At 37.9% G+C, this 21,776-nt stretch carries 24 protein-coding genes, 2 rRNA genes and 2 other annotated features; all 26 genes read right to left on the reverse strand.

Annotated elements, in window-relative coordinates; translation table 11 throughout:
- Positions 1-265 precede the first annotated feature (265 nt).
- Positions 266-865, reverse strand: a complete 600-nt coding sequence (locus tag BM350_RS24440) for a class I SAM-dependent methyltransferase (RefSeq protein ID WP_090918585.1) — start codon at positions 863-865, stop codon at positions 266-268.
- Positions 866-941: 76 nt separating this feature from the next.
- Positions 942-1,304, reverse strand: a complete 363-nt coding sequence (gene rplL, locus BM350_RS24445) for a 50S ribosomal protein L7/L12 (protein WP_090918586.1) — start codon at positions 1,302-1,304, stop codon at positions 942-944.
- Between the two features lie 70 nt (positions 1,305-1,374).
- Complete coding sequence (gene rplJ / locus BM350_RS24450; protein WP_090918588.1) at positions 1,375-1,875, reverse strand: 50S ribosomal protein L10; 501 nt, start codon at positions 1,873-1,875, stop codon at positions 1,375-1,377.
- 39 nt (positions 1,876-1,914) lie between these two features.
- Positions 1,915-2,057: a sequence feature (ribosomal protein L10 leader region), on the reverse strand.
- Positions 2,058-2,106: 49 nt separating this feature from the next.
- Positions 2,107-2,799, reverse strand: a complete 693-nt coding sequence (gene rplA, locus BM350_RS24455; protein WP_035433734.1) for a 50S ribosomal protein L1 — start codon at positions 2,797-2,799, stop codon at positions 2,107-2,109.
- Positions 2,800-2,979: 180 nt separating this feature from the next.
- A complete protein-coding gene (rplK, locus tag BM350_RS24460; protein ID WP_001085872.1) occupies positions 2,980-3,405 on the reverse strand; it encodes a 50S ribosomal protein L11 in 426 nt (141 codons plus the stop codon).
- A gap of 170 nt (positions 3,406-3,575) precedes the next feature.
- A complete protein-coding gene (gene nusG, locus BM350_RS24465) occupies positions 3,576-4,109 on the reverse strand; it encodes a transcription termination/antitermination protein NusG (RefSeq protein WP_090918590.1) in 534 nt (177 codons plus the stop codon).
- 126 nt (positions 4,110-4,235) lie between these two features.
- The gene (gene secE, locus BM350_RS24470) at positions 4,236-4,415 is read right to left on the reverse strand and encodes a preprotein translocase subunit SecE (protein WP_020062280.1); all 180 of its coding nucleotides are present in this window, start codon (positions 4,413-4,415) and stop codon (positions 4,236-4,238) included.
- Between the two features lie 32 nt (positions 4,416-4,447).
- On the reverse strand, positions 4,448-4,594 hold the full coding sequence (gene rpmG, locus BM350_RS24475; protein ID WP_090918592.1) for a 50S ribosomal protein L33: 147 nt from the start codon (positions 4,592-4,594) through the stop codon (positions 4,448-4,450).
- A gap of 334 nt (positions 4,595-4,928) precedes the next feature.
- Entirely contained in the window at positions 4,929-5,615 is a 687-nt protein-coding gene (locus tag BM350_RS24480) for an RNA polymerase factor sigma-70 (protein ID WP_244548074.1), read from the reverse strand.
- Between the two features lie 61 nt (positions 5,616-5,676).
- On the reverse strand, positions 5,677-6,189 hold the full coding sequence (locus tag BM350_RS24485; RefSeq protein ID WP_090918596.1) for an NYN domain-containing protein: 513 nt from the start codon (positions 6,187-6,189) through the stop codon (positions 5,677-5,679).
- Positions 6,190-6,191: 2 nt separating this feature from the next.
- Entirely contained in the window at positions 6,192-6,935 is a 744-nt protein-coding gene (gene rlmB / locus BM350_RS24490) for a 23S rRNA (guanosine(2251)-2'-O)-methyltransferase RlmB (protein WP_090918598.1), read from the reverse strand.
- Between the two features lie 2 nt (positions 6,936-6,937).
- Positions 6,938-7,339 carry a Mini-ribonuclease 3 gene (locus BM350_RS24495; RefSeq protein WP_090918600.1) on the reverse strand — a complete coding sequence of 134 codons (402 nt, stop codon included), beginning with the start codon at positions 7,337-7,339 and terminating at the stop codon, positions 6,938-6,940.
- A gap of 2 nt (positions 7,340-7,341) precedes the next feature.
- Complete coding sequence (gene cysS / locus BM350_RS24500; protein ID WP_090918602.1) at positions 7,342-8,739, reverse strand: cysteine--tRNA ligase; 1,398 nt, start codon at positions 8,737-8,739, stop codon at positions 7,342-7,344.
- Positions 8,720-9,385: a serine O-acetyltransferase gene (gene cysE / locus BM350_RS24505; RefSeq protein WP_090918603.1), complete on the reverse strand. Its 666-nt coding sequence runs from the start codon at positions 9,383-9,385 to the stop codon at positions 8,720-8,722. The genes cysS and cysE overlap by 20 nt, the downstream gene beginning before the upstream one ends.
- A 77-nt stretch (positions 9,386-9,462) precedes the next feature.
- Positions 9,463-9,711, reverse strand: a binding site (T-box leader).
- A gap of 48 nt (positions 9,712-9,759) precedes the next feature.
- Complete coding sequence (gene gltX / locus BM350_RS24510; RefSeq protein WP_090918605.1) at positions 9,760-11,217, reverse strand: glutamate--tRNA ligase; 1,458 nt, start codon at positions 11,215-11,217, stop codon at positions 9,760-9,762.
- A gap of 89 nt (positions 11,218-11,306) precedes the next feature.
- Positions 11,307-11,783: a 2-C-methyl-D-erythritol 2,4-cyclodiphosphate synthase gene (gene ispF, locus BM350_RS24515; RefSeq protein ID WP_090918607.1), complete on the reverse strand. Its 477-nt coding sequence runs from the start codon at positions 11,781-11,783 to the stop codon at positions 11,307-11,309.
- Positions 11,784-12,046: 263 nt separating this feature from the next.
- Positions 12,047-12,730, reverse strand: coding sequence for a 2-C-methyl-D-erythritol 4-phosphate cytidylyltransferase (gene ispD / locus BM350_RS24520; RefSeq protein WP_090918609.1), 684 nt, complete (start codon positions 12,728-12,730; stop codon positions 12,047-12,049).
- A gap of 16 nt (positions 12,731-12,746) precedes the next feature.
- Positions 12,747-13,847, reverse strand: coding sequence for a PIN/TRAM domain-containing protein (locus BM350_RS24525; protein WP_090918612.1), 1,101 nt, complete (start codon positions 13,845-13,847; stop codon positions 12,747-12,749).
- Between the two features lie 161 nt (positions 13,848-14,008).
- Positions 14,009-15,082, reverse strand: coding sequence for a DNA integrity scanning diadenylate cyclase DisA (disA, locus tag BM350_RS24530; protein WP_090918614.1), 1,074 nt, complete (start codon positions 15,080-15,082; stop codon positions 14,009-14,011).
- A gap of 3 nt (positions 15,083-15,085) precedes the next feature.
- On the reverse strand, positions 15,086-16,462 hold the full coding sequence (gene radA, locus BM350_RS24535) for a DNA repair protein RadA (RefSeq protein ID WP_090918616.1): 1,377 nt from the start codon (positions 16,460-16,462) through the stop codon (positions 15,086-15,088).
- Positions 16,463-16,556: 94 nt separating this feature from the next.
- Positions 16,557-18,992 (reverse strand): ATP-dependent protease ATP-binding subunit ClpC, encoded by a 2,436-nt coding sequence (clpC, locus tag BM350_RS24540; protein ID WP_090918618.1) that lies wholly within the window; start codon positions 18,990-18,992, stop codon positions 16,557-16,559.
- A gap of 13 nt (positions 18,993-19,005) precedes the next feature.
- The gene (locus BM350_RS24545) at positions 19,006-20,079 is read right to left on the reverse strand and encodes a protein-arginine kinase McsB (RefSeq protein ID WP_090918619.1); all 1,074 of its coding nucleotides are present in this window, start codon (positions 20,077-20,079) and stop codon (positions 19,006-19,008) included.
- Between the two features lie 4 nt (positions 20,080-20,083).
- The gene (locus tag BM350_RS24550; protein WP_090918621.1) at positions 20,084-20,632 is read right to left on the reverse strand and encodes a protein-arginine kinase activator protein McsA; all 549 of its coding nucleotides are present in this window, start codon (positions 20,630-20,632) and stop codon (positions 20,084-20,086) included.
- Positions 20,633-20,728: 96 nt separating this feature from the next.
- Positions 20,729-21,190: a CtsR family transcriptional regulator gene (locus BM350_RS24555; protein ID WP_090918623.1), complete on the reverse strand. Its 462-nt coding sequence runs from the start codon at positions 21,188-21,190 to the stop codon at positions 20,729-20,731.
- Between the two features lie 289 nt (positions 21,191-21,479).
- A 5S ribosomal RNA gene (rrf, locus tag BM350_RS24560) occupies positions 21,480-21,595 on the reverse strand.
- A gap of 50 nt (positions 21,596-21,645) precedes the next feature.
- A 23S ribosomal RNA gene (locus tag BM350_RS24565) occupies positions 21,646-21,776 on the reverse strand; the annotation flags it as partial.

Raw genomic sequence — 21,776 nt, forward strand, 5'->3', positions numbered from 1 at the left:
TATTATAAATGCACAAAAATGTGCAAAATCACAACTAAATACGACTAACGCAAATTACGTAGCCTTTTCCCTCTAAAAAGATAGATACGTTGAGTGTTTCTAACTGCTCAAAAAAGAAAAATGGCTTCTATAAGAAAACCATCATTCTGTTTCATAATCTGCTGATTTTACTATCTTTTCCAATAGAAGCAAAAATATACATTGTTCTCAACGCAGAAAATCATATATTGGCATTTTATAATGTTAACACAACCAAAAATAACCGTCAACGTTTTTTTGATTTTATGATATAATAGCCTTTTTTCTTTTCTACGACTTCCACAACATCGAACACTTCTTCTAATTTTTTCATTGCAGATGGCGCACCTTGCTTTTTCTGAATTACAATCCAAAGCTCACCGCCCGGCACAAGATGATTCACCGCTTCTTCTAAAATTTCATGCACAACTTGTTTTCCAGCACGAATTGGCGGATTAGATAAAATAGCAGCATATTCTCCACTCACATTTTCATATACACTACTTTGATAGATTTGGACATTTCCAATTCGGTTATTAGCAGCGTTTTCTTTCGCAAGCCCAAGCGCCCTTTCGTTTACATCCACCATATGAACTACGCGCCCTTGAAACTCTTTCGCTAAAGATAAACCAATTGGACCATACCCACACCCGACATCCAACACATCACCTTGAACATCTGACATTTGAAACGTTTCAATTAAAAGACGAGAACCAAAATCCACTTCATTTTTTGAAAATACTCCGTGGTCAGATAAGAAAACAAATTGAGATCCTCTAAGCGTATATTCCCAACGTTTACGATCACTTTTGCTAGAAGGATCATTAGAAAAATAATGGTCTGCCATATGGCCACCTCTTTTCTTTACAGTTAAAAAAAAAGCTCGCATGAGAGCGAGCTTTTTTTTAAGCTTCAAAAGTTAATTACTTAACTTCTACAGCAGCGCCAACTTCTTCAAGTTTAGCTTTGATTTCTTCAGCTTCTTCTTTAGAAACGCCTTCTTTAACTGCTTTTGGAGTGTTGTCAGCTACTTCTTTAGCTTCTTTTAATCCAAGACCAGTGATTTCACGAACAACTTTGATAACTTTGATTTTTTGAGCGCCTGCATCAGCAAGTACTACATCAAATTCAGTTTTCTCAGCAGCAGCTTCACCAGCAGCGCCACCCATAACAGCTACAGGAGCAGCAGCAGTTACGCCGAATTCTTCCTCGATAGCTTTTACTAAGTCGTTAAGTTCTAATACAGTCATATTTTTAACTGCTTCAATGATTTGTTCTTTAGTCATTGTAAATATCCTCCCTTATTAAATAAGTTCATATTGTTTGATCGATAACACGTAATTATCTTTTAAAAAATTAAGCGCCTTGCTCTTCTTTTTGATCAGCAACAGCTTTTGCAGCAAGTGCAAGGTTGCGGATTGGAGCTTGAAGAACGCTAAGAAGCATAGAAAGTAAGCCTTCACGTGATGGAAGAGTAGCGATAGCTTTAACCTCATCAACAGTTACAAGTTTACCTTCGATTACACCAGCTTTAATTTCTAAAGCTTCGTGTGTTTTCGCGAAGTCGTTTAATACTTTTGCAGGAGCAACTACATCTTCGTTACTGAACGCGATAGCGTTTGGTCCTGTTAGGTATTCATTTAACTCAGTTAGTTCAGCAACTTCTGCAGCACGACGAGTTAAAGAGTTTTTGTAAACTTTGAACTCAACGCCAGCTTCACGTAATGTTTTACGTAATTCTGTTACTTCAGATACTGTTAAACCACGATAGTCAACAACGATTGTTGATTTACTTTCGCTAAGTTTACCAGCGATTTCAGTTACAACATGTTGCTTTGCTTCGATTGCTTTAGTCATGTTATTACACCTCCTGTAGATTATATAGAAGATGTACCGAAAGTGCACTAAAAAGCCTCCGTGCCCAGTTATAGACATGGAGGCATATAGTCACAGAAAAATTCCGTTCCGTATATTTACACCTCGGTAGGATATTAAGCCAAATTGGCACCTACTGTCTACGGTACACTATTAAAATTCACAACATAGATAATTATATTAGAACTTCGTTACGAAGTCAACTTCCAATTTTTACGCAATAGTAGAAACGTCAACGCGTACGCCAGGTCCCATTGTAGAAGCAACTGTTACGTTCTTCATGTAAGTACCTTTTGCAGCAGCTGGCTTAGCTTTTAAAAGCGCATCAGCAACTGTTTCTAAGTTTTCAACTAATTTCGCATCTTCGAAAGATACTTTACCAATTGGTACATGGATGTTACCAGCTTTATCAACGCGGTATTCTACTTTACCAGCTTTGATTTCGTTAACTGCTTTTGTTACGTCGAAAGTAACTGTTCCAGTTTTAGGGTTTGGCATTAAACCTTTAGGTCCTAATACACGACCAAGTTTACCAACTTCACCCATCATGTCAGGAGTTGCTACTACTACATCAAAATCGAACCAACCTTGTTGGATTTTGTTGATGTAATCTGCATCACCTACGAAGTCAGCTCCAGCTGCTTCAGCTTCTTTTAATTTTTCGCCTTTAGCAAATACTAATACACGTTGTACTTTACCAGTACCGTGTGGAAGAACAACTGCACCACGAATTTGTTGGTCAGCTTTCTTAGGGTCAACACCTAAACGGAATGCAGCTTCTACACTTGCATCAAATTTAGCTGTGTTTGTTTTCTTTACTAATTCTACTGCCTCTGTTGCAGAGTAAGCAGTCGCACGATCAACAAGCTTTGCAGCTTCTACGTACTTTTTACCTCTTTTAGCCATTTTATTTCCTCCTCAATGTGGTTTTAGCGGAATAACCTCCCACGTTTACGCCTTATTTTCGATACAATCCGAGGATGTGCGCCCACCCTTTTATTTAAAAAACGACATTCATTTACGATAATAAAGGTTGCGAATTGGAACTCCAGACCCGCAACCTCTTTTACAAAATAACAAATCGAATTAGTCTTCGATAACAATGCCCATACTGCGTGCAGTACCTTCAACCATACGCATTGCAGCTTCTACGCTAGCAGCGTTTAGGTCAGGCATTTTAGTTTCAGCGATTTCGCGAACTTTATCACGCTTAACAGTTGCCACTTTATTACGGTTTGGTTCACCAGAACCAGACTCGATACCAGCTACTTTCTTAAGAAGAACAGCAGCAGGAGGAGTTTTAGTAATGAAAGTGAATGAACGGTCTTCAAATACTGTAATTTCAACAGGAATGATTAGACCAGCTTGATCTGCTGTACGAGCGTTGAACTCTTTACAGAAGCCCATGATGTTAACACCCGCTTGTCCTAATGCTGGACCAACTGGTGGAGCTGGGTTAGCTTTACCTGCAGGAATTTGAAGTTTTACCATTTTAATTACCTTTTTAGCCACGAGACACACCTCCTTAAGTCCGTGATGTGGTCAATGGGCAATTATTTTTTGCCCTCCCACTTCATATTTTATCTTTAGCGATAAAATTTTTTCAAAAAACGTCTCCGTTTCCGAAGACGTACTGACTTTAAAGATATTATCACTTTTTACAATTCATTTCAAGTTTGATTTTATAATTTTTCAATTTGGTGGAAGTCTAGCTCAACTGAAGTTTCGCGACCAAACATATCAACAAGTACTGTAACTCTTTGTTTTTCTAAGTCAATTTCATTAATAGCACCTGTATAGTTTGCAAATGGGCCTTCATTCACACGTACAGTCTCATGAAGTTCAAAATCAAAGTCAACTACTTCATTTTCCATCCCCATGTGTTTTAAAATCACAACTACTTCTTCTTCTAATAACGGAGATGGTTTTGAACCAGATCCAGAAGAACCAACAAACCCTGTTACCCCCGGCGTATTGCGGACAACATACCAAGAATCATCTGTCATGATAAGTTCTACTAATACGTAACCTGGAAATACTTTTCTCTTAGTTACTTTCTCTTTTCCGTTTTTCATTTCTACTTCTGTTTCCTCTGGAACAATAACACGGAAAATCTTATCTTGCATACCCATTGATTCTACACGTTTCTCTAGGTTCGTTTTTACTTTATTTTCATATCCAGAATAAGTATGGACAACATACCAACGTTTTTCCATTGATTTAGGACGACCGTCCTTCCCTCCCTGACGTACATTTTTTCGCGCAAATGAAAAAACCCGTTCACCGGGCTTTTACACAGTTCGTATAAATAACATTAACATTATATCATGTATAAGTGCTTCTTATTCAAGAATTAAACGAATTAAAGAAGAAATCCCCATATCCACCACTGCAAAGAAAACTGCACAGAACACAACGGTTGCAATTACAGTAAGTGTCGAACGGAATAATTCATCTTTTTTCGGCCAACTTACTTTTTTCATTTCACGGCTTACATCGCCAAAAAAGTTCGTCAAACGCATTTCCGGAACCTCCAGTGCATAATTACGATTATTTATTTTGTTTCCTTATGAATCATATGCGCATTGCATGTTTTACAAAATTTCTTTATCTCAAGACGCTCTACTGAGCTTATATCTTTCATTGTGGAATAGTTTCGATTATTACACTTTTCACATGCGAGTACAACTTTTTTTCTCATCTGTTACACCAGCCTTGTAACATTATTTCATTAAAAATGTATCATACAATAAAATACAATGTCAATGACACTTCCCACCTACTCCAAAAAGAAAAGGAGAGGAAAAACCTCTCTTTTCTATTAATCTACTATTTTAATATACTTTTAAGAAGCATCTATATAAACCCATTTTTGTTTCTTAACATATAAGCCGCTGCTTTATAAAATAAAAATGACCTGTTCGCTTTCGCCCTTTATTTTAATTCGTGTATTTTTGGCAAAAGGATCTGACCGCTTCTATGTATAGCCAAATACCTTCTCCCCTCTAAAAAGGATTCGATTTTTCAATTGGCATTTATATATTTCGCTTAATGGAGGACGCATTAACAGTTGCCGTTTCTCTCATTTCCATATAACGTTCTAGTTTTCTTTTCACTCGTTGCAGAGCATTATCAATGGATTTCACATGACGATTCAATTGCTCTGAAATCTCTTGATACGATCTTCCATCTAAGTACAAAGACAGTACTTTTCTTTCTAAATCGCTTAATAATTCAGATATTTTAGATTCTATATCAACATACTCTTCTTGGCTAATAATCATCTCTTCAGGATCCGTCATCTTCGCCTCAGATATAACATCTAACAGAGTTCGATCAGATTCTTCATCATAAATTGGCTTGTCTAAAGACACGTACGAATTTAAAGGAATATGTTTCTGCCTTGTCGCAGTTTTAATAGCGGTGATAATTTGGCGTGTAATACATAATTCCGCAAAAGCTTTAAAAGAAGATAGCTTGTCCTCTTTATAATCACGAATCGCCTTAAATAATCCAATCATACCTTCTTGAATAATATCTTCACGATCAGCACCAACCAAAAAATAAGATCTTGATTTTGCACGAACAAAGTTTTTGTACTTATGAATCAAATACTCTAGCGCATCTACATTACCTTTCCTTACTAATTCAACTATCTCTTCATCCTCTAAACCACTAAATATAACACTGTTGTCGCTTGCGAAGTCTGCTTCCAATCTGATCCCTCCGACCGCTAGTTATTTAGCAATATTATACAGTAAGAAATTGGAGAGCGTCAACATTTCAACGCCCTCCTCGTCTTAATTTTTCTAATTTTTCTGTAACTTCTTCACTAAATATCGTTCGCATAGCCGGTTGCGTTTCTTTTGTTTTCTTCGTTTCATGACGTACGGTTCGTTCCATCGCCTGAACTTCTATCTCTAACTCACGCGCTGATTTACGCAGAGCACCTTGTCCAAAAATAGCCCACTGCTCTGTGTAATCAGACGTCGCAACATAAATACGCGTATTAATATTACGTAGTTCAATTGCGAGTTGCTCAATTTTCTCATCGGCCGTTTGGTTCTTTCTTGTAAAAATCACGTCAACACGCGCTTGTTTCATCTTCTTTTCAATTCCATAAACAGAATACGCATCAAACACAATCATAACTTTCGTGCCTGTATATCCTTGATAATCTGCCATTTTATCAATAAGTAAGTCGCGTGAAGCCTGCAAGTCTACATCCCTTAGCTTTCTCAAATCTGCCCAAGCCCCAATAATATTGTAGCCATCAACGATTAAAATATCATTCATTCTTACTTACCGATTGGATGACGTTTCCGATACACTTCATACATTAACAAGCTAGCAGCAACTGAAGCATTCAAGGATGTAACTTTACCAGCCATCGGCAAATGGATGAGGAAATCGCATTTCTCGCCAATAAGGCGACTCATACCTTTCCCCTCACTACCAATCACTAAGCCAATTGGCATATTTCCATCTAAATTACGATAGTCATCTTTTCCTTTTGCATCTGTACCTGCAATCCAAAGTCCACGCTCTTTTAACTCATCAATCGTTCTCGATAAATTTGTCACACGAGCTACCGGAACATACTCAATCGCTCCCGTCGAAGCCTTTGCAACTGCCGCTGTTAAACCAACCGCTCTGCGCTTTGGAATAATAATACCGTGAGCTCCTACCGCATCTGCCGTACGCATAATAGAACCTAAGTTGTGTGGATCTTCAATCTCATCAAGAATTAAAAAGAAAGGATCTTCATTCCGCTTCGCTGCTACTGCAAATAAATCCTCTAAGTCTGCATATTCATATGCTGCCACTTGTGCAATTACACCTTGATGATTCCCCTCTACAAGTTGATCTAATTTTTTCTTTGGCGCATTCTGTACTAAAATTTTATTTTCTTTCGCTAATGCAAGTACAATTTGCACTTGTCCTTTCGCAGCACCTTCTGCAATCCAAATCTTATTAATATCACGACCTGATCTCAGCGCTTCAATTACAGGGTTACGACCAATAATATATTCACTATTCACGCTTACGCGCCTCCTTCCTTATTCTCTAATACACGAATCGCTTCACATACAATCTCTTCTATTCGCGTTTGATGATTTAATAAATAATGATATCCAATCAACGCTTCAAAAGCAGTACTATATCGATACGTTTGTACATCTGTATTTTTCGGAACAGAACCTGATTTTGCATTACGTCCTCTTCTTAATACAGCTTCCTCTTCTTCATTAAGAAATGCTGTCTCCAATAAATGATGAACCACTTTTGCTTGTGCTTTTGCAGAAACAAAGCTTGTCCCCAAACGATGTAGTTGATTTGGACGAACTGTCCCTTTTTGAAGCAAGTGATAGCGGATATACTGTTCATATACCGCATCACCCATATACGCTAACGCTAAGCTATTTAATTGCTTTGCATCAATCATGTTTAGCCTCTTTTCCATCTCGTACCTTGTGGTGTATCTTCCAAAATAATGTTACGCTCTTTTAACTCATCGCGAATCTGATCAGATAATGCAAAATCACGATTTTTACGAGCCTCAATACGTTTTTGGATTAATGCTTCAATTTCCTCATCAAGTAATTCTTCTTTCGTTAATTCTAATCCTAAGATTCCAAATAACGTTTCAAATTGCTTCACATACGCTTCAATTACCGCTTTTGATGTATGTTGTTCTAATAAATATTGATTTGCATGATTTGCTAAGTTGTATAACTCCGTTACGGCGTTTGCTGTATTAAAATCATCATCCATTGCCTCTTCAAATGCAGTCTGGAATTTCTCCATCTCAGCTAACCACTTCTCATTGTGATCCGTTAAATCTGTACTACTTTCCATACGATGCTTTAAGTTACCATAAGCCGTTTTAATACGATCTAATCCGTTGCTTGTATGCTGCAATAATTCCTCACTAAAATTAATTGGGTGACGATAATGCACAGATAACATAAAGAAACGAATTAATTGCGGATCGTACTGCTTAATAATGTCGTGAACAAGAACAAAATTACCTAAGGATTTAGACATCTTTTCATTATCAATATTAATATATCCATTGTGCATCCAGTAACGTGCAAATGTTTTTCCAGTCAATGCTTCTGATTGAGCAATTTCATTTTCATGATGCGGGAATGTTAAATCTTGCCCACCAGCATGAATATCGATTGTATCACCTAAATACTTACGTGCCATTGCTGAGCACTCAATATGCCAACCTGGGCGACCTTCCCCCCAAGGGCTATCCCAGAAGATTTCTCCTTCTTTTGCTGCTTTCCATAACGCAAAGTCAAGTGGATCTTGTTTCTTTTCTCCAACTTCAATACGTGCACCATGACGCAGGTCTGCAATTGGTTGATGTGATAATTTACCGTATCCTTCAAATTCTTTCGTTTTGTAATACACATCCCCTTCAGACTCATATGCATATCCCTTAGCTACAAGCTCTTGAATAAATTCGATAATAATATCCATATTTTCCATTACACGAGGGTGAGCCGTTGCATGTTTGCAACCTAGTGCAGTTACGTCTTCAAAATATGCTTTAACAAAACGATCTGCAACTGTCGGAACATCTACTCCTAATTCATTAGCAACTTTAATCAATTTATCATCCACATCCGTGAAATTAGATACATATTGAACATCATAACCACGGTGCTCCAAATAACGGCGCACTGTATCAAACACAATCGGCGGTCTTCCATTCCCAATATGGATGTAGTTGTATACAGTTGGTCCGCATACATACATTTTCACTTTATTTTCTTCTAATGGAATAAATACTTCTTTTTGACGCGTTAACGTATTATAAATGTGAATAGTCATTTTTATCCGTCCTTTCTACTTTTACTTCAAGTTGCTCTTTTAATTTCTCAATTTCAGCTTCCATCGCTTTCAACTTATCAAAAATCGGATCTGGAAGATCACAATGATTTAATTCCTGGCCTACTTTTACGCCATTTTGAATCACGACACGACCAGGAATGCCTACAACTGTAGAATGCGCAGGCACTTCTTTCAGCACAACTGAACCAGCACCAATTTTAGAATTTTCTCCAACTGTAATCGACCCAAGCACTTTCGCACCTGTCGCAATTAACACATTATCTTTAATCGTTGGGTGGCGCTTCCCTTTCTCTTTTCCTGTACCACCTAACGTAACGCCTTGATAAATCGTCACATTATCTCCAATTTCACACGTTTCTCCAATTACAACTCCCATACCATGATCGATAAAAAACTTACGACCGATCGTTGCCCCTGGGTGAATTTCAATACCTGTAAAAAAACGGCTCATTTGCGAGATAACACGTGCAAAAAAGAAAAATTTTCGCTTATAAAAGGCGTGCGCAATACGATGTGCCCAAATTGCGTGCAATCCAGAGTAAGTTAAAATCACTTCGATATAACTTCTCGCCGCTGGATCTTGTTCAAAGACGACTTCAATATCCTCCCGAAGCCTCTTAAACATTGGTGTTCCCCCTTTTTTGTTTAAAGTGAAACTTCCCCCATACCTTTCATGTATAGAAAAAGGCGTCTCTGTCTATAGACAGAGACGCCTTACTAGCGCGGTTCCACTCTGTTTAGGCCTAAAAAGACCTCAAACTCAAACATGATAACGGTTTATACCGCTTCTGCTTACTTTACATCATCATGACGTTTCTCGAAGTACATTCGCTGTTCAGCAGAAGACTCAAAGGGGCACTTCAAAAATCCGCTTTTAAACCACTTCCAGCCAAATGGTGGTTTTCTCTGTGAAAAGCATGATTTTCTACTTCTCCTTCTCGTCGCTTTTGTTTATTTCATTTTGGAGTATTTTTATTATATTTCTAAATTCGTAAAATGTTAACCAATTACTTTACGAACACGATTTAAAACTTTTTCTTTTCCAAGAAGTGCAATTGCATTTGGAAGCTCTGGTCCATGCGTTTGGCCAGTCGTTGCAACACGAATTGGCATGAACAAGCCTTTTCCTTTTTGACCAGTTTGCTTTTGAACAGCTTTAATCGTCGCTTTAACTGTTGCAGGTTCTACTTCTTCTAACGCTTCTAACTCTGCTGCAAATACGCGAAGAACTTCTGGTACTTGTTCCCCTTTCAGTACCTCTTGTCCTTCTTCTTCATAATCTACATGATCTTTAAAGAACATATCGGATAGCTCAACAATCTCAGCACCGAAACTCATTTGATCATGATATAGAGCAATCACATCACGAATCCAAGCTAATTCTTGTTCAGTTGGATTTTCACTTACGCGGCCAGCTTTCACTAAATGCGGTAGGCTTAATTCGACAACGCGATCTAAGTCTTGTTTTTTCATATATTGGTTGTTCATCCATTTTAACTTTTGCGAATCGAATAACGCTGGTGATTTCGATAAACGAGCTGCATCGAACATTTCAATAAACTCATCTTTAGAGAAGACTTCCTCTTCCCCTACTGGTGACCAACCTAATAATGCGATAAAGTTAAAAATTGCTTCTGGAAGATATCCTAACGCTTCATATTGTTCAATAAATTGAATAATTGATTCGTCGCGTTTACTTAATTTTTTACGGCTTTCATTTACGATTAACGTCATATGACCAAATTGCGGTACATCCCAACCAAATGCTTCATAAATCATCATTTGTTTTGGTGTATTCGAAATATGATCATCACCACGAAGAACGTGCGAGATTTCCATAAAATGATCGTCTGCCGCTACTGCAAAGTTATAAGTTGGAATACCATCTTTCTTCACAATAACAAAATCACCGAAATCATTTGAGTTAAAGGATACTTCACCTTTTACAATATCATTAAAAACATATTCACGGTTTTCAGGCACACGGAAACGAATACTAGGAATGCGTCCTTCTTCCTCGAATTGTTTTACTTGTTCTTCTGTTAGTTCACGGTGATTACCTGCATAACGAGGTGTTTCACCACGAGCGATTTGCCCTTCACGTTCTGCTTCCAATTCTTCTTCTGTCATATAGCATTTATAAGCTAAACCACGCTCAAGTAAATCTTCATATAAATTTTTATAAATATCTAAACGCTCCATTTGACGGTACGGACCGTATTCACCACCAACATCGACGCTCTCATCCCAGTCCATGCCAAGCCATTTTAAGTACGTTAATTGGCTTTCTTCGCCGCCAGCAATATTACGCTTTACGTCTGTATCTTCAATACGGATAATAAATTTTCCGTTTTGACTACGAGCGAATAAATAGTTAAATAATGCCGTACGTGCATTTCCGATATGTAAGTGTCCTGTTGGACTTGGCGCATAGCGCACTCTCACTTGCTTTTCCATAATTGGTACACCTTCCATTCTTAATGTCAACAGATTCCTTAATTGTACACCAAAAAAATATGATTATCCATCTTACGAATTAAAAACAACTATTTTTTCTGTAATAATACAATAGCTTGTGAAGCAATTCCTTCTTCTCGTCCTGTAAAACCTAATTTTTCTGTCGTCGTTGCTTTTACATTCACATTCTCGATGTCTGTTTGCAGCAGCTCACTAATTCTCACACGCATACTTTCAATGTGCGGTGCCATTTTTGGCTTTTGAGCAATAATTGTACAATCTAAGTTGCCAAGTACATACCCTTGCTCTGTAACAAACTCCCATACTTTTTGCAAAAGCACAGCTGAATCCGCATCCTTAAATGCAGGATCTGTATCTGGAAAGTGCTTACCGATATCTCCCGCGGCAATTGCTCCTAAACAAGCATCCGCAATTGTATGTAAAAGGACATCAGCATCAGAGTGTCCAAGTAAACCTTTCTCATACGGAATTGTAATCCCACCAATAATTAATGGTCTTCCTTCTGCAAATGCATGCACATCAAAACCTTGTCCAATTCGAAACATTTTCAATTCCTCCTCAAACTACACTAATAAATTTTATCCCGCTCTAATGGGCAGTAAGACTCCCACCTCAAGATTCTTAGAAAACAAAGAAGATAGGTGGAAGATAAAAAACCCCCACTGATGGAAGTTTCACTTTATCCCGCTATTTATGGGCAGCTTCACATTATATTACTCGCGCGGGCCTTTATATGTCCGCGCGCCGAATTTCCCACTCTATACATAGAAAAGCTCGGTAGCTACCGAGCTTTTCTATTATAACATCGCTACTGTATTTGCAAAACTCGCAAGAAGCTTTCAGCAATCACTAAATCTTCAGGTGTTGTCACCTTAATATTGTAATAGCTTCCTTCTACAACTCCTACATCTTTAGAAAGGCGTTCTACCAAGCTGGCATCATCAGTCCCAAGAAAATTCGTTTGTTTTGCACTCTCATGCGCCTCTAACAAAATAGGAACATGAAACCCTTGCGGTGTTTGAACCGCTCGCAGTTGGGAACGTTCTACTGTTTCAACAACAGCATCATACATCACTTTTTTAATTGTATCTTTCACAGGTACTGCACAAATAGAAGCACCTTTTTCTTTCGCCATTTGCAATACATCTTCAATCATCTTTTTCGTTACAAACGGACGTGCCCCGTCGTGGACAAGTACATACTCTATCTCTCTTGCATACATAAGAGCATTATATACACTATCCTGGCGCTCATTTCCACCTTGAACAAATCGAATATCTTTTTGAATATGATAAGTTTGAAGAAGTTCTTCAAAATAAGAACGCTCTCTCTCATTAATCGCTAAAATAATTTGTCTACATTGTTCATCTTTTTCAAAAGCCCGTAATGTATGAATAATAATGGGAACATTATCAAGTTGCAAGAATAACTTATTTTTTCCCGCGCCCATACGCTTACCTTGTCCTGCTGCTGGAATAATTAATGTATACATCGTCTTAATCCTCTACTTATAACGCTTTCTCTAACAATTTACGTTTGGCAAAGATCATACGGCCTGCAGATGTTTGCAGTACACTTGTAACAAGCACATCAAGTTGGGAACCAACATACTCTCTACCATCTTCAACAACGATCATTGTACCATCATCTAAATAAGCAACACCTTGATTTTGCTCTTTCCCGTCTTTCACGACATATACCCTTAATTCTTCACCTGGAAGTACAACTGGCTTAATGGCATTTGCTAAATCGTTAATGTTTAAAACTGTCACACCTTGCAATTCAGAAACTTTATTCAGGTTAAAATCATTGGTAACAACAGTTCCACCAGTTAATTTTGCTAGTTTTACAAGCTTACTATCGACTTCTTGAATGTCTTCAAAATCACCTTCATAAATTTCTACTGGAATAGGTAACTCTTTTTGAATACGATTTAAAATATCCAAACCTCTTCGTCCGCGATTACGTTTTAACGCATCCGAAGAATCAGCAATATGCTGTAATTCTTCTAACACAAATTGCGGAATGACAATTGTGCCTTCCAAAAATTTTGTTTGGCAAATATCCGCAATGCGCCCATCAATAATAACACTAGTATCCAATATTTTCCAATCAGAGGTTAGCGTTTCTACTTCCTCATTTTCATTGCTAATATTTTTCTTCTTTCCTCCACGTTGCGGTAATGTAAACAACCCCAACAGCTCATTTCTCTTTTTAAACCCTACTTGGAATCCTAAGTAACCAAGTAATAGCGTGAAAAAGATTTGCAATACTGTACTAATGACTTGAATGGTAATTTCGCGAACCGGAATCAAGATCAAATACGCAACAATTAGCCCTGAGATTAATCCTAACGTTCCAAATAAAACATCTGTAACAGGCGCTTTTACAAGCGCTTCCTCAATATGTTTAATAAGCTGAACAATATAATCTACAAGCCAAAACGTTGTTAAAAATAAAATGATTGCACCAATAATTGCACGAATATAAGAACCTTCAAGCCAAGGAACTGCACCTATACCTAACATATCAATCACTTTTGGAATAAGAAAAATCCCTAATGCTCCTCCAATAACTAAAAAGAAAAGCTGTACGATTCGTTTTAACATTCAACCACCTCCTACTCATTATTAACCATTACTTCGCCACTCAAAACGTCGAGTGCAAAAGTGGACGTGTTTTTTTCATGATTTGTTTTATTTACCAATATATCATATCATATATAAAAAATCTTTGAGTGTCGTTATATTATGAAACCAATGTAATATTCTTAATTGTGTCTGCTCATATATAAGTGTTCTTGAATTCGTTTTAAACCCTCTCGTATCTTTTTCGCCCGCACTTCTCCAATTCCTTCCACATCATCCAATTCTGCAATTGTTGCACGGCAAATTCCTTGCAAATTCTTAAAACGATTAATTAGATTTTCGATAATAAGAGGTGGAACTCTAGAAATTTTACTTGCAATCCGATATCCACGCGGTGTAATGCTTTCTTCTAGTTTCATTTGTCCAGAATATCCAAGTAGTTTTACTAAATCGCTATCTTCTAGAAGCTGGGCATTCGCAAGCTCTTGTAACTTTTTTAAAATTTGATAGTGATCCTGTGTTTTTTCATGATAATAGTCTTTAATTAATAGTGCAGCTTCTGCTTCTACGTCAGCAAGCAACTCCGTTAACTGTAAACGAATAAGTCTTCCTTCTGTTCCTAACTCATGAATGTAACTAAAGATTTCATTTTTAATACGCAGCATCATCTCAACGCTATGCAATACATGTACAACTTCAGACATCGTAACGACTTCTTCAAATTCCAAAATACCAAGGTTTGTTATTCCTTCATTCCATACGGCCTTATACTTTTCTAATGTTTGAATTGCTTGATTTGCTTTTGTTAAAATAACCCCAATATCTTTTAATGTGTAACGTAAATTCCCTTGATATAAGGTAATTACATTCCGTCTTTGTGAAATAGCAACAACAAGGCTACCCGTTTGCTTCGCCACTCGCTCTGCTGTTCGGTGGCGCATACCTGTTTCAATGGAGTCAATAGTTGGATCAGGAACTAACTGTCCATTCGCAATTAAGATTTTACTCCCCGTTTCATTTAAAATCAGAGCTCCATCCATTTTTGCTAGTTCGTATAAACTGGCAGGAGAAAAGGCACAATTAATATGAAATCCTCCATCAACAATACTTTTAATTTGTTCGTTGTATCCGAGTACAATAAGCCCACCCGTTTGTGCACGAAGCACATTATCAATTCCTTCTCTTAGCGGTGTCCCCGGTGCAACAAGCTGCAAAATATTAATAATACTTTTAGAACGTTGCTTGTTTTCTTCCATATCTTATCCTCCTAGTGCAAATCGAAGAGCTTCTCCTATATTTGATACGCCAACTACTTCAATCCCTTCCGGAATCACCCATCCGCCCAAATTTTTCCTTGGGATAATTACACGTTGAAACCCTAATTTTGCCGCTTCTTGTACACGCTGTTCAATACGAGAGACACGGCGAACTTCTCCAGTTAAACCAACTTCACCAATAACGGCATCGCCTGGGGAAGTCGTTTTATCGCGGAAACTTGATGCGATGCTTATTGCAACCGCTAAATCCACTGCAGGTTCATCTAACTTGATTCCTCCAGCAACTTTTAAATAAGCATCTTGGTTTTGGAGCAATAACCCTGCTCTTTTTTCCAGCACTGCCATAATAAGAGAGACGCGATTATGATCAATTCCCGTTGCCATTCTTCTTGGATTCCCGAAACTTGTAGGAGAAATTAATGCTTGTATTTCTACTAAAACAGGTCTTGTTCCTTCCATAGAGGCAACAACCGTTGAACCCGCAACACCCACAGGCCTTTCTTCTAGAAAAATTTCCGAAGGATTTAACACCTCTGAAAGACCAAGTTCCTTCATTTCAAAAATCCCCATCTCATTAGTTGAACCAAAACGATTTTTTACTGCTCGTAAAATTCGATATGTATGATGACGATCCCCTTCAAAATAAAGAACAGCATCCACCATATGCTCTAACATACGAGGACCAGCAATAGCCCCTTCTTTCGTTACATGCCCTACAATAAAAATAGGAATTCCTTTTGTTTTCGCAAGCTTCATCAATTCTGCTGTACATTCACGTACTTGTGCGACACTTCCCGGTGCTGAAGTTACTTCTGGTAAATGAATCGTTTGAATAGAATCAATTACAACAAATGACGGATTCATCTCATCTATATATACTGCAATTCGTTGTAGATCTGTTTCTGATACAACAAATAAATTATCTCCATTTACATGAAGACGATCTGCCCGAAGTTTAATTTGTTTTGCGGATTCTTCCCCCGATATATATAAGACATCATAGGAAAGATCTGCTAGTTGTGATGATATTTGCAATAACAATGTCGATTTTCCAATACCAGGATCTCCCCCTATAAGTACGAGAGAGCCATCTACAATTCCTCCTCCAAGAACCCGGTTAAATTCTTGAAAATTTGTTTCAATACGCGCTTCTGTTTTCGTTTCCACTTCTTTCAAACGACGAGGCTTCGTTACTTCAGTTTGAATTGCATTTGCATAATTAAGTCGACGTGATGATACAACTGGTTCCATCTCCTCGACTAGGGTATTCCACTGTCCACATCCTGGGCACCTTCCCATGTACTTCGGTGACTGATAACCACATTCTTGACATATAAATTTTGTTTTCTTTTTAGCCATCGTTTTTTACACTTCACTTTCATGTGTAACAAAAGTATTTCTTTCTTGTACAAGAAAGAGGGCTATTGTTTAGCCCCCTTTTGTTTGTCTATACTTATTTTACCTTTTCTGCACTGCGAATGACAAATGATTCCCCTTCTGTATCAAAAACAACTTTTTGACCTTTCTCAACAACTCCTTTAAGAAGCTCTTCCGATAATCGATCTTCAACATGTTTTTGAATCGCACGACGCAGTGGACGTGCCCCATACTCAGGATCAAATCCTTTATCAGCAATCGCTTCAATTGCCGCACCTGTTAACTCTAAATCAATCTCTTGTTCTCTTAAACGTTTAACTAACTGTTCTACCATAAGAGTAACAATTTCTTTAATATGTTTCTTCTCTAATGTATGGAAAACAATAATTTCATCAATACGGTTTAAAAACTCAGGGCGGAATGCTTTTTTCAACTCATCCATTACTTTACCCTTCATATCTGCATAATCACGACTTTCATCTTGTACATTAAATCCAAGATGTTTATTTCGCTTTAATGCATCTGCACCGACGTTAGAAGTCATAATCACAATTGTATTACGAAAATCGACTGTACGGCCTTTTGAATCGGTTAAACGACCATCTTCTAGTACTTGCAGTAAAATATTGAATACATCTGGATGCGCTTTTTCTACCTCGTCAAGTAAGACAACAGAATATGGCTTTCGACGAACCTTTTCTGTTAATTGGCCACCTTCTTCATATCCAACATATCCTGGAGGAGAACCAACTAAACGAGAAGTAGAGTGTTTCTCCATGTACTCCGACATGTCAATACGAATCATTGCATCCTCATCACCAAACATAGATTCCGCTAACGCACGGGCAAGTTCTGTTTTACCAACACCAGTTGGTCCTAAGAAAATAAAAGAACCGATTGGACGTTTTGGATCTTTTAAGCCTGCTCTTGCACGGCGAACTGCTTTCGCAACCGCAACTACAGCTTCATCCTGTCCGATTAAACGATCATGTAGAATATTTTCTAAGTTCAATAGTTTGTCTGTTTCTGTTTGAGCTAGCTTAGAAACTGGAATTCGAGTCCACGTTGAAACAACATTTGCAATATCTTCTACTGTTACTTCTGAGTTCTCTTTACCTTGCTGCTCTTTCCATTGACGCTTCGTATCCTCTAATTTCTCACGTAGGCGTTGTTCCATATCGCGTAAAGAAGCCGCTTTCTCAAATTCCTGACTTTGCACCGCTGCATCTTTTTCTTTTCTTACTTCCTCTAAATTCAATTCAAGTTCTTTTAAATTTGGTGGTGTTGTATAAGAACGTAAACGAACCTTCGAAGCTGCTTCATCAATTAAATCAATTGCTTTATCAGGTAGGAAACGATCTGTAATGTAACGATCAGATAATTTTACAGCTGCATCAATCGCGTCATCTGAGATAGAAACGCGATGATGCGCTTCATAACGGTCACGTAATCCTTTTAAAATTTGGATTGATTCCTCTAGACTTGGTTCATCAACGTGGATTGGTTGAAAACGTCGCTCTAATGCAGCATCTTTTTCAATATATTTACGATACTCATCTAGCGTTGTTGCTCCAATACATTGCAGTTCCCCGCGTGCTAATGATGGTTTTAAAATATTTGATGCATCAATTGCTCCTTCTGCACCACCCGCACCTATTAATGTATGAAGCTCATCAATGAATAAAATAATATTACCCGCTTGACGAATTTCATCCATAACTTTCTTTAAGCGGTCTTCAAACTCACCGCGATATTTCGTACCAGCAACTACAGTTCCCATATCTAATGTCATAACACGCTTATCACGTAAAGTTTCCGGAACTTCATTGTTTACAATTTGTTGTGCTAATCCTTCAGCAATCGCCGTTTTACCAACACCAGGTTCTCCGATTAATACAGGATTATTTTTTGTTCTTCTACTTAACACTTCAATTACACGTTGAATCTCTTTACTGCGGCCAATCACTGGATCTAAACGACCTTCACGAGCTACAACTGTTAAATCGCGAGCTAAACTATCAAGTGTCGGTGTACTTGCATTAGCAGAACCACCACCTTGATGACCAGACGCAGTCTCATTACTACCAAGAAGCTGCAGTACTTGTTGGCGTGCTTTATTTAAACTTACACCTAAATTATTTAAAACACGGGCTGCAACCCCTTCTCCTTCTCGAATAAGACCGAGTAAAATATGCTCCGTTCCCACGTAAGAATGACCTAGTTTACGTGCTTCATCCATGGACAACTCTATCACTTTTTTTGCACGTGGCGTATAGTGAACTGTTTGAGACATCTCTGTACCACGCCCAATTAACGCCTCTACTTCCTTTTGAACTTTCTCCGGGCTTAATCCAAGTGCGACCAATGCTTTCGCAGCAATTCCTTCTCCTTCTCGTACAAGACCGAGTAAAATATGCTCTGTACCGATATTATTATGACCAATGCGAATTGCTTCTTCTTGGGATAACGCTAATACTTTTTGTGCTCGCTCTGTAAATCTTCCAAACATCATATAAATCACACTCCTACTTCGCTCGATTTTGTTCAATTTGCAATCTTTCACGAATAAGTGCTGCTCTGCGGTAATCTCTTTCATCAGGTTGCAATGGACCACCAGCATATTGCTGCAAAATTCCCGGCTGTGTAAGTACCATTAACTCTGTTAAAATATTTCTGGATATATTTTCGATATAGCCAAGATCAATACCAAGTCGCACATCCGATAAACATGTTGCAGCCTCAGCAGATTCAATTAAGCGGCTATTTGCCAATACACCATAAGAACGATATACCTTATCCTCAAGCTCTACGCCTGAATTTTTCATGATAGATTCCCTCGCTGTTCGCTCTTGTTGAATAAGTTGCTGAACAACACTTTTTAAATCTTCTACAATATCTTCTTCAGGTTTTCCTAACGTCATTTGATTCGAAAGTTGAAATATATTTCCTAGCGCTTCACTACCTTCACCATATATCCCTCTTACCACTAAACCAAGTTGATTAATTGCTTGAACGATACGATTCATTTGTCCTGTCAACACAAGAGCAGGCAAATGTATCATCACTGAAGCTCGTAAACCCGTTCCTATATTTGTAGGACAACTCGTTAAATAACCAACTTGTTCATCAAATGCGTATTCAACCTGACTTTCTATCCAATCATCAATTCGATTTGCACTATGCAGCGCTTCTGATAATTGTAATCCCGGAAATAAACATTGAATTCGAATATGATCTTCTTCATTAAGCATAATGCTTACTTGTTCATTCTCAGATAATAAACAAGCACCATATTCTGTTCCCACTAAATCTGGACTTACAAGGTGCTTTTCTACTAATACTCTGCGCTGCAGCGGCTGAATGCTATTCATTTGTAAAAGTTCAAATATCCCAAAAGGTTCGACCGTTTGATTAGCAAACCTTTCTTGAAATACTTTAATCATTTGCTCTGCTTCTTCATTTGTTAACATAGTCGGGAATTGGTAATCTCGTAAATTCCGAGCCAATCGAACGCGACTGCTTAAAACAATATCGGAATCAGGACCATCTTCCCTCATCCACGGGCTAATTGCTTCGCTCATAATACGATCGAGTGACATAGAACTATTCCCCCTCTCTATGCTCACGAAGCTGATTTTCTAAGCTGCGAATTTTATCGCGTAATTCTGCAGCCTGTTCAAACTCTTCTTGTTGTATGCATTCCTGCAATTTTAGTTTTAACTCATCTAATTCTTTTTTCAGATGAATATTTCCTCCTATACGGTTAGGAATTTTCCCATTGTGACTTGTATGCCCGCCATGAAGCCGCTTTAGCATCGGTTGTAATTGTTCTTTAAATGTTTCATAACAAGAAGAGCAACCAAATCTACCGGCCTTTGCAAATTGCGAATACGTCATATTACATTTCGAACATTGCAAAGGATCCGTATTCGAAAAGCCATTTGTTTTTTTCTCAAGCGTAGGTTGTTCAACATGCAGTAAACCTGCTAATAAATTATGAAATGAAAAACTGGACTTGTTTGATTGAAAGAAAGACGTATATTCATTTTCTTGTGCACACTGCTCACAAAGATGAATCTCCGTCTTTTCTCCATTCATTACTTTTGTAAAATGTAGCGTTGCTGATCGTGAATTACAGTTTTGACAAATCAACGTATTTCCCCACCTTTACAATAGGAACGAATTATGAATTTATAACCTTATTCGTTCAACTAACCTTTAGGAGATAGATCATTCCTAAAAGAAGTTTTACTTATACTTCAGTGTTCTAAGCATTGCTCGAAGCATACGTGCTCGCAATTCATCTCGAAGTGGTAAGTCTGTTAGTAGTACAGATCGATCTATCACACTAAACATGAGCTTTGCTTCCCTGCTTGTAACAATGCCTTCTTCAGCTAAACGCCTTATTATACTCTCAGCGCTCGACTGTGCAATACTATACTGAATCATTTGTAACATTTGATCAATAATGTCTATATCATCATGCAATTTGACTTTTATAATGCGAATGTAACCTCCGCCACCACGTTTACTTTCCACTACAAATCCTCTTTCTAGCGTAAAACGAGTATTAATAACGTAGTTAATTTGAGATGGCACGCAATCAAACTTATCAGCAATTTCGCTTCTTTTAATTTCAATTGCATTATTATTACTTAAGTCAATAACTTGCTTTAGATATTGTTCAATAATATCAGATATATTTCTCATTTATCCTCCACCTTTATTGACTTTGACTATCTTTGACTTTAATTATATACGTATTAAAAAATTTTGCAACTCTTTTGCTTCCTTCCCTATCCTATCCATATTTTCTCACGTTTAATCAGCTGTTCTTTATTTTATGAATAAAGAATGTAAAGTTTCCTAATTATAAAACGAAACTTCCACTGGAACTGGACAATACTCCCTCTCAATCTTAAGGTGGGGGTCTTACTGCCCGCAAATAGCGGGATAAAAAACACAAAAAAAGACGAGTCCATTGACTCGTCTTTCGTTTGCCTGGCAACGTCCTACTCTCACAGGGACAAAGTCCCAACTACCATCGGCGCTAGAGAGCTTAACTTCCGTGTTCGGTATGGGAACGGGTGTGACCTCTCTGCCATCATTACCAGACTTATGAAGGTATATTCCTTCAAAACTAGATAACATTTGCTTCATATTATATGGTTAAGTCCTCGATCTATTAGTATTCGTCAGCTCCACGTGTCACCACGCTTCCACCTCGAACCTATCAACCTGATCATCTTTCAGGGATCTTACTAGCTTAACGCTATGGGAAATCTCATCTTGAGGG

Origin of the sequence: Bacillus sp. 103mf (genome assembly GCF_900116295.1) — a bacterium.
GTDB classification, from domain to species: Bacteria; Bacillota; Bacilli; order Bacillales; family Bacillaceae_G; genus Bacillus_A; species Bacillus_A bruguierae.

Bases quoted from the DNA above. Each gene is read 5' to 3' on its own strand.
- disA (WP_090918614.1), bottom strand. From the start codon at position 15,082: ATGGAAGAAAACAAGCAACGTTCTAAAAGTATTATTAATATTTTGCAG.
- BM350_RS24545 (WP_090918619.1), bottom strand. From the start codon at position 20,079: ATGTCACTCGATCGTATTATGAGCGAAGCAATTAGCCCGTGGATGAGG.
- ispD (WP_090918609.1), bottom strand. From the start codon at position 12,730: ATGTATACATTAATTATTCCAGCAGCAGGACAAGGTAAGCGTATGGGC.
- BM350_RS24525 (WP_090918612.1), bottom strand. From the start codon at position 13,847: ATGTTAAAACGAATCGTACAGCTTTTCTTTTTAGTTATTGGAGGAGCA.
- radA (WP_090918616.1), bottom strand. From the start codon at position 16,462: ATGGCTAAAAAGAAAACAAAATTTATATGTCAAGAATGTGGTTATCAG.
- clpC (WP_090918618.1), bottom strand. From the start codon at position 18,992: ATGATGTTTGGAAGATTTACAGAGCGAGCACAAAAAGTATTAGCGTTA.
- ispF (WP_090918607.1), bottom strand. From the start codon at position 11,783: ATGTTTCGAATTGGACAAGGTTTTGATGTGCATGCATTTGCAGAAGGA.
- BM350_RS24495 (WP_090918600.1), bottom strand. From the start codon at position 7,339: ATGATTGATGCAAAGCAATTAAATAGCTTAGCGTTAGCGTATATGGGT.
- cysS (WP_090918602.1), bottom strand. From the start codon at position 8,739: ATGACTATTCACATTTATAATACGTTAACGCGTCAAAAAGAAGTATTT.
- cysE (WP_090918603.1), bottom strand. From the start codon at position 9,385: ATGTTTAAGAGGCTTCGGGAGGATATTGAAGTCGTCTTTGAACAAGAT.
- rplL (WP_090918586.1), bottom strand. From the start codon at position 1,304: ATGACTAAAGAACAAATCATTGAAGCAGTTAAAAATATGACTGTATTA.
- rplJ (WP_090918588.1), bottom strand. From the start codon at position 1,875: ATGACTAAAGCAATCGAAGCAAAGCAACATGTTGTAACTGAAATCGCT.
- gltX (WP_090918605.1), bottom strand. From the start codon at position 11,217: ATGGAAAAGCAAGTGAGAGTGCGCTATGCGCCAAGTCCAACAGGACAC.
- secE (WP_020062280.1), bottom strand. From the start codon at position 4,415: ATGCGTTTGACGAACTTTTTTGGCGATGTAAGCCGTGAAATGAAAAAA.
- BM350_RS24485 (WP_090918596.1), bottom strand. From the start codon at position 6,189: ATGAATGATATTTTAATCGTTGATGGCTACAATATTATTGGGGCTTGG.
- BM350_RS24440 (WP_090918585.1), bottom strand. From the start codon at position 865: ATGGCAGACCATTATTTTTCTAATGATCCTTCTAGCAAAAGTGATCGT.
- rplA (WP_035433734.1), bottom strand. From the start codon at position 2,799: ATGGCTAAAAGAGGTAAAAAGTACGTAGAAGCTGCAAAGCTTGTTGAT.
- BM350_RS24555 (WP_090918623.1), bottom strand. From the start codon at position 21,190: ATGAGAAATATATCTGATATTATTGAACAATATCTAAAGCAAGTTATT.
- rpmG (WP_090918592.1), bottom strand. From the start codon at position 4,594: ATGAGAAAAAAAGTTGTACTCGCATGTGAAAAGTGTAATAATCGAAAC.
- nusG (WP_090918590.1), bottom strand. From the start codon at position 4,109: ATGGAAAAACGTTGGTATGTTGTCCATACTTATTCTGGATATGAAAAT.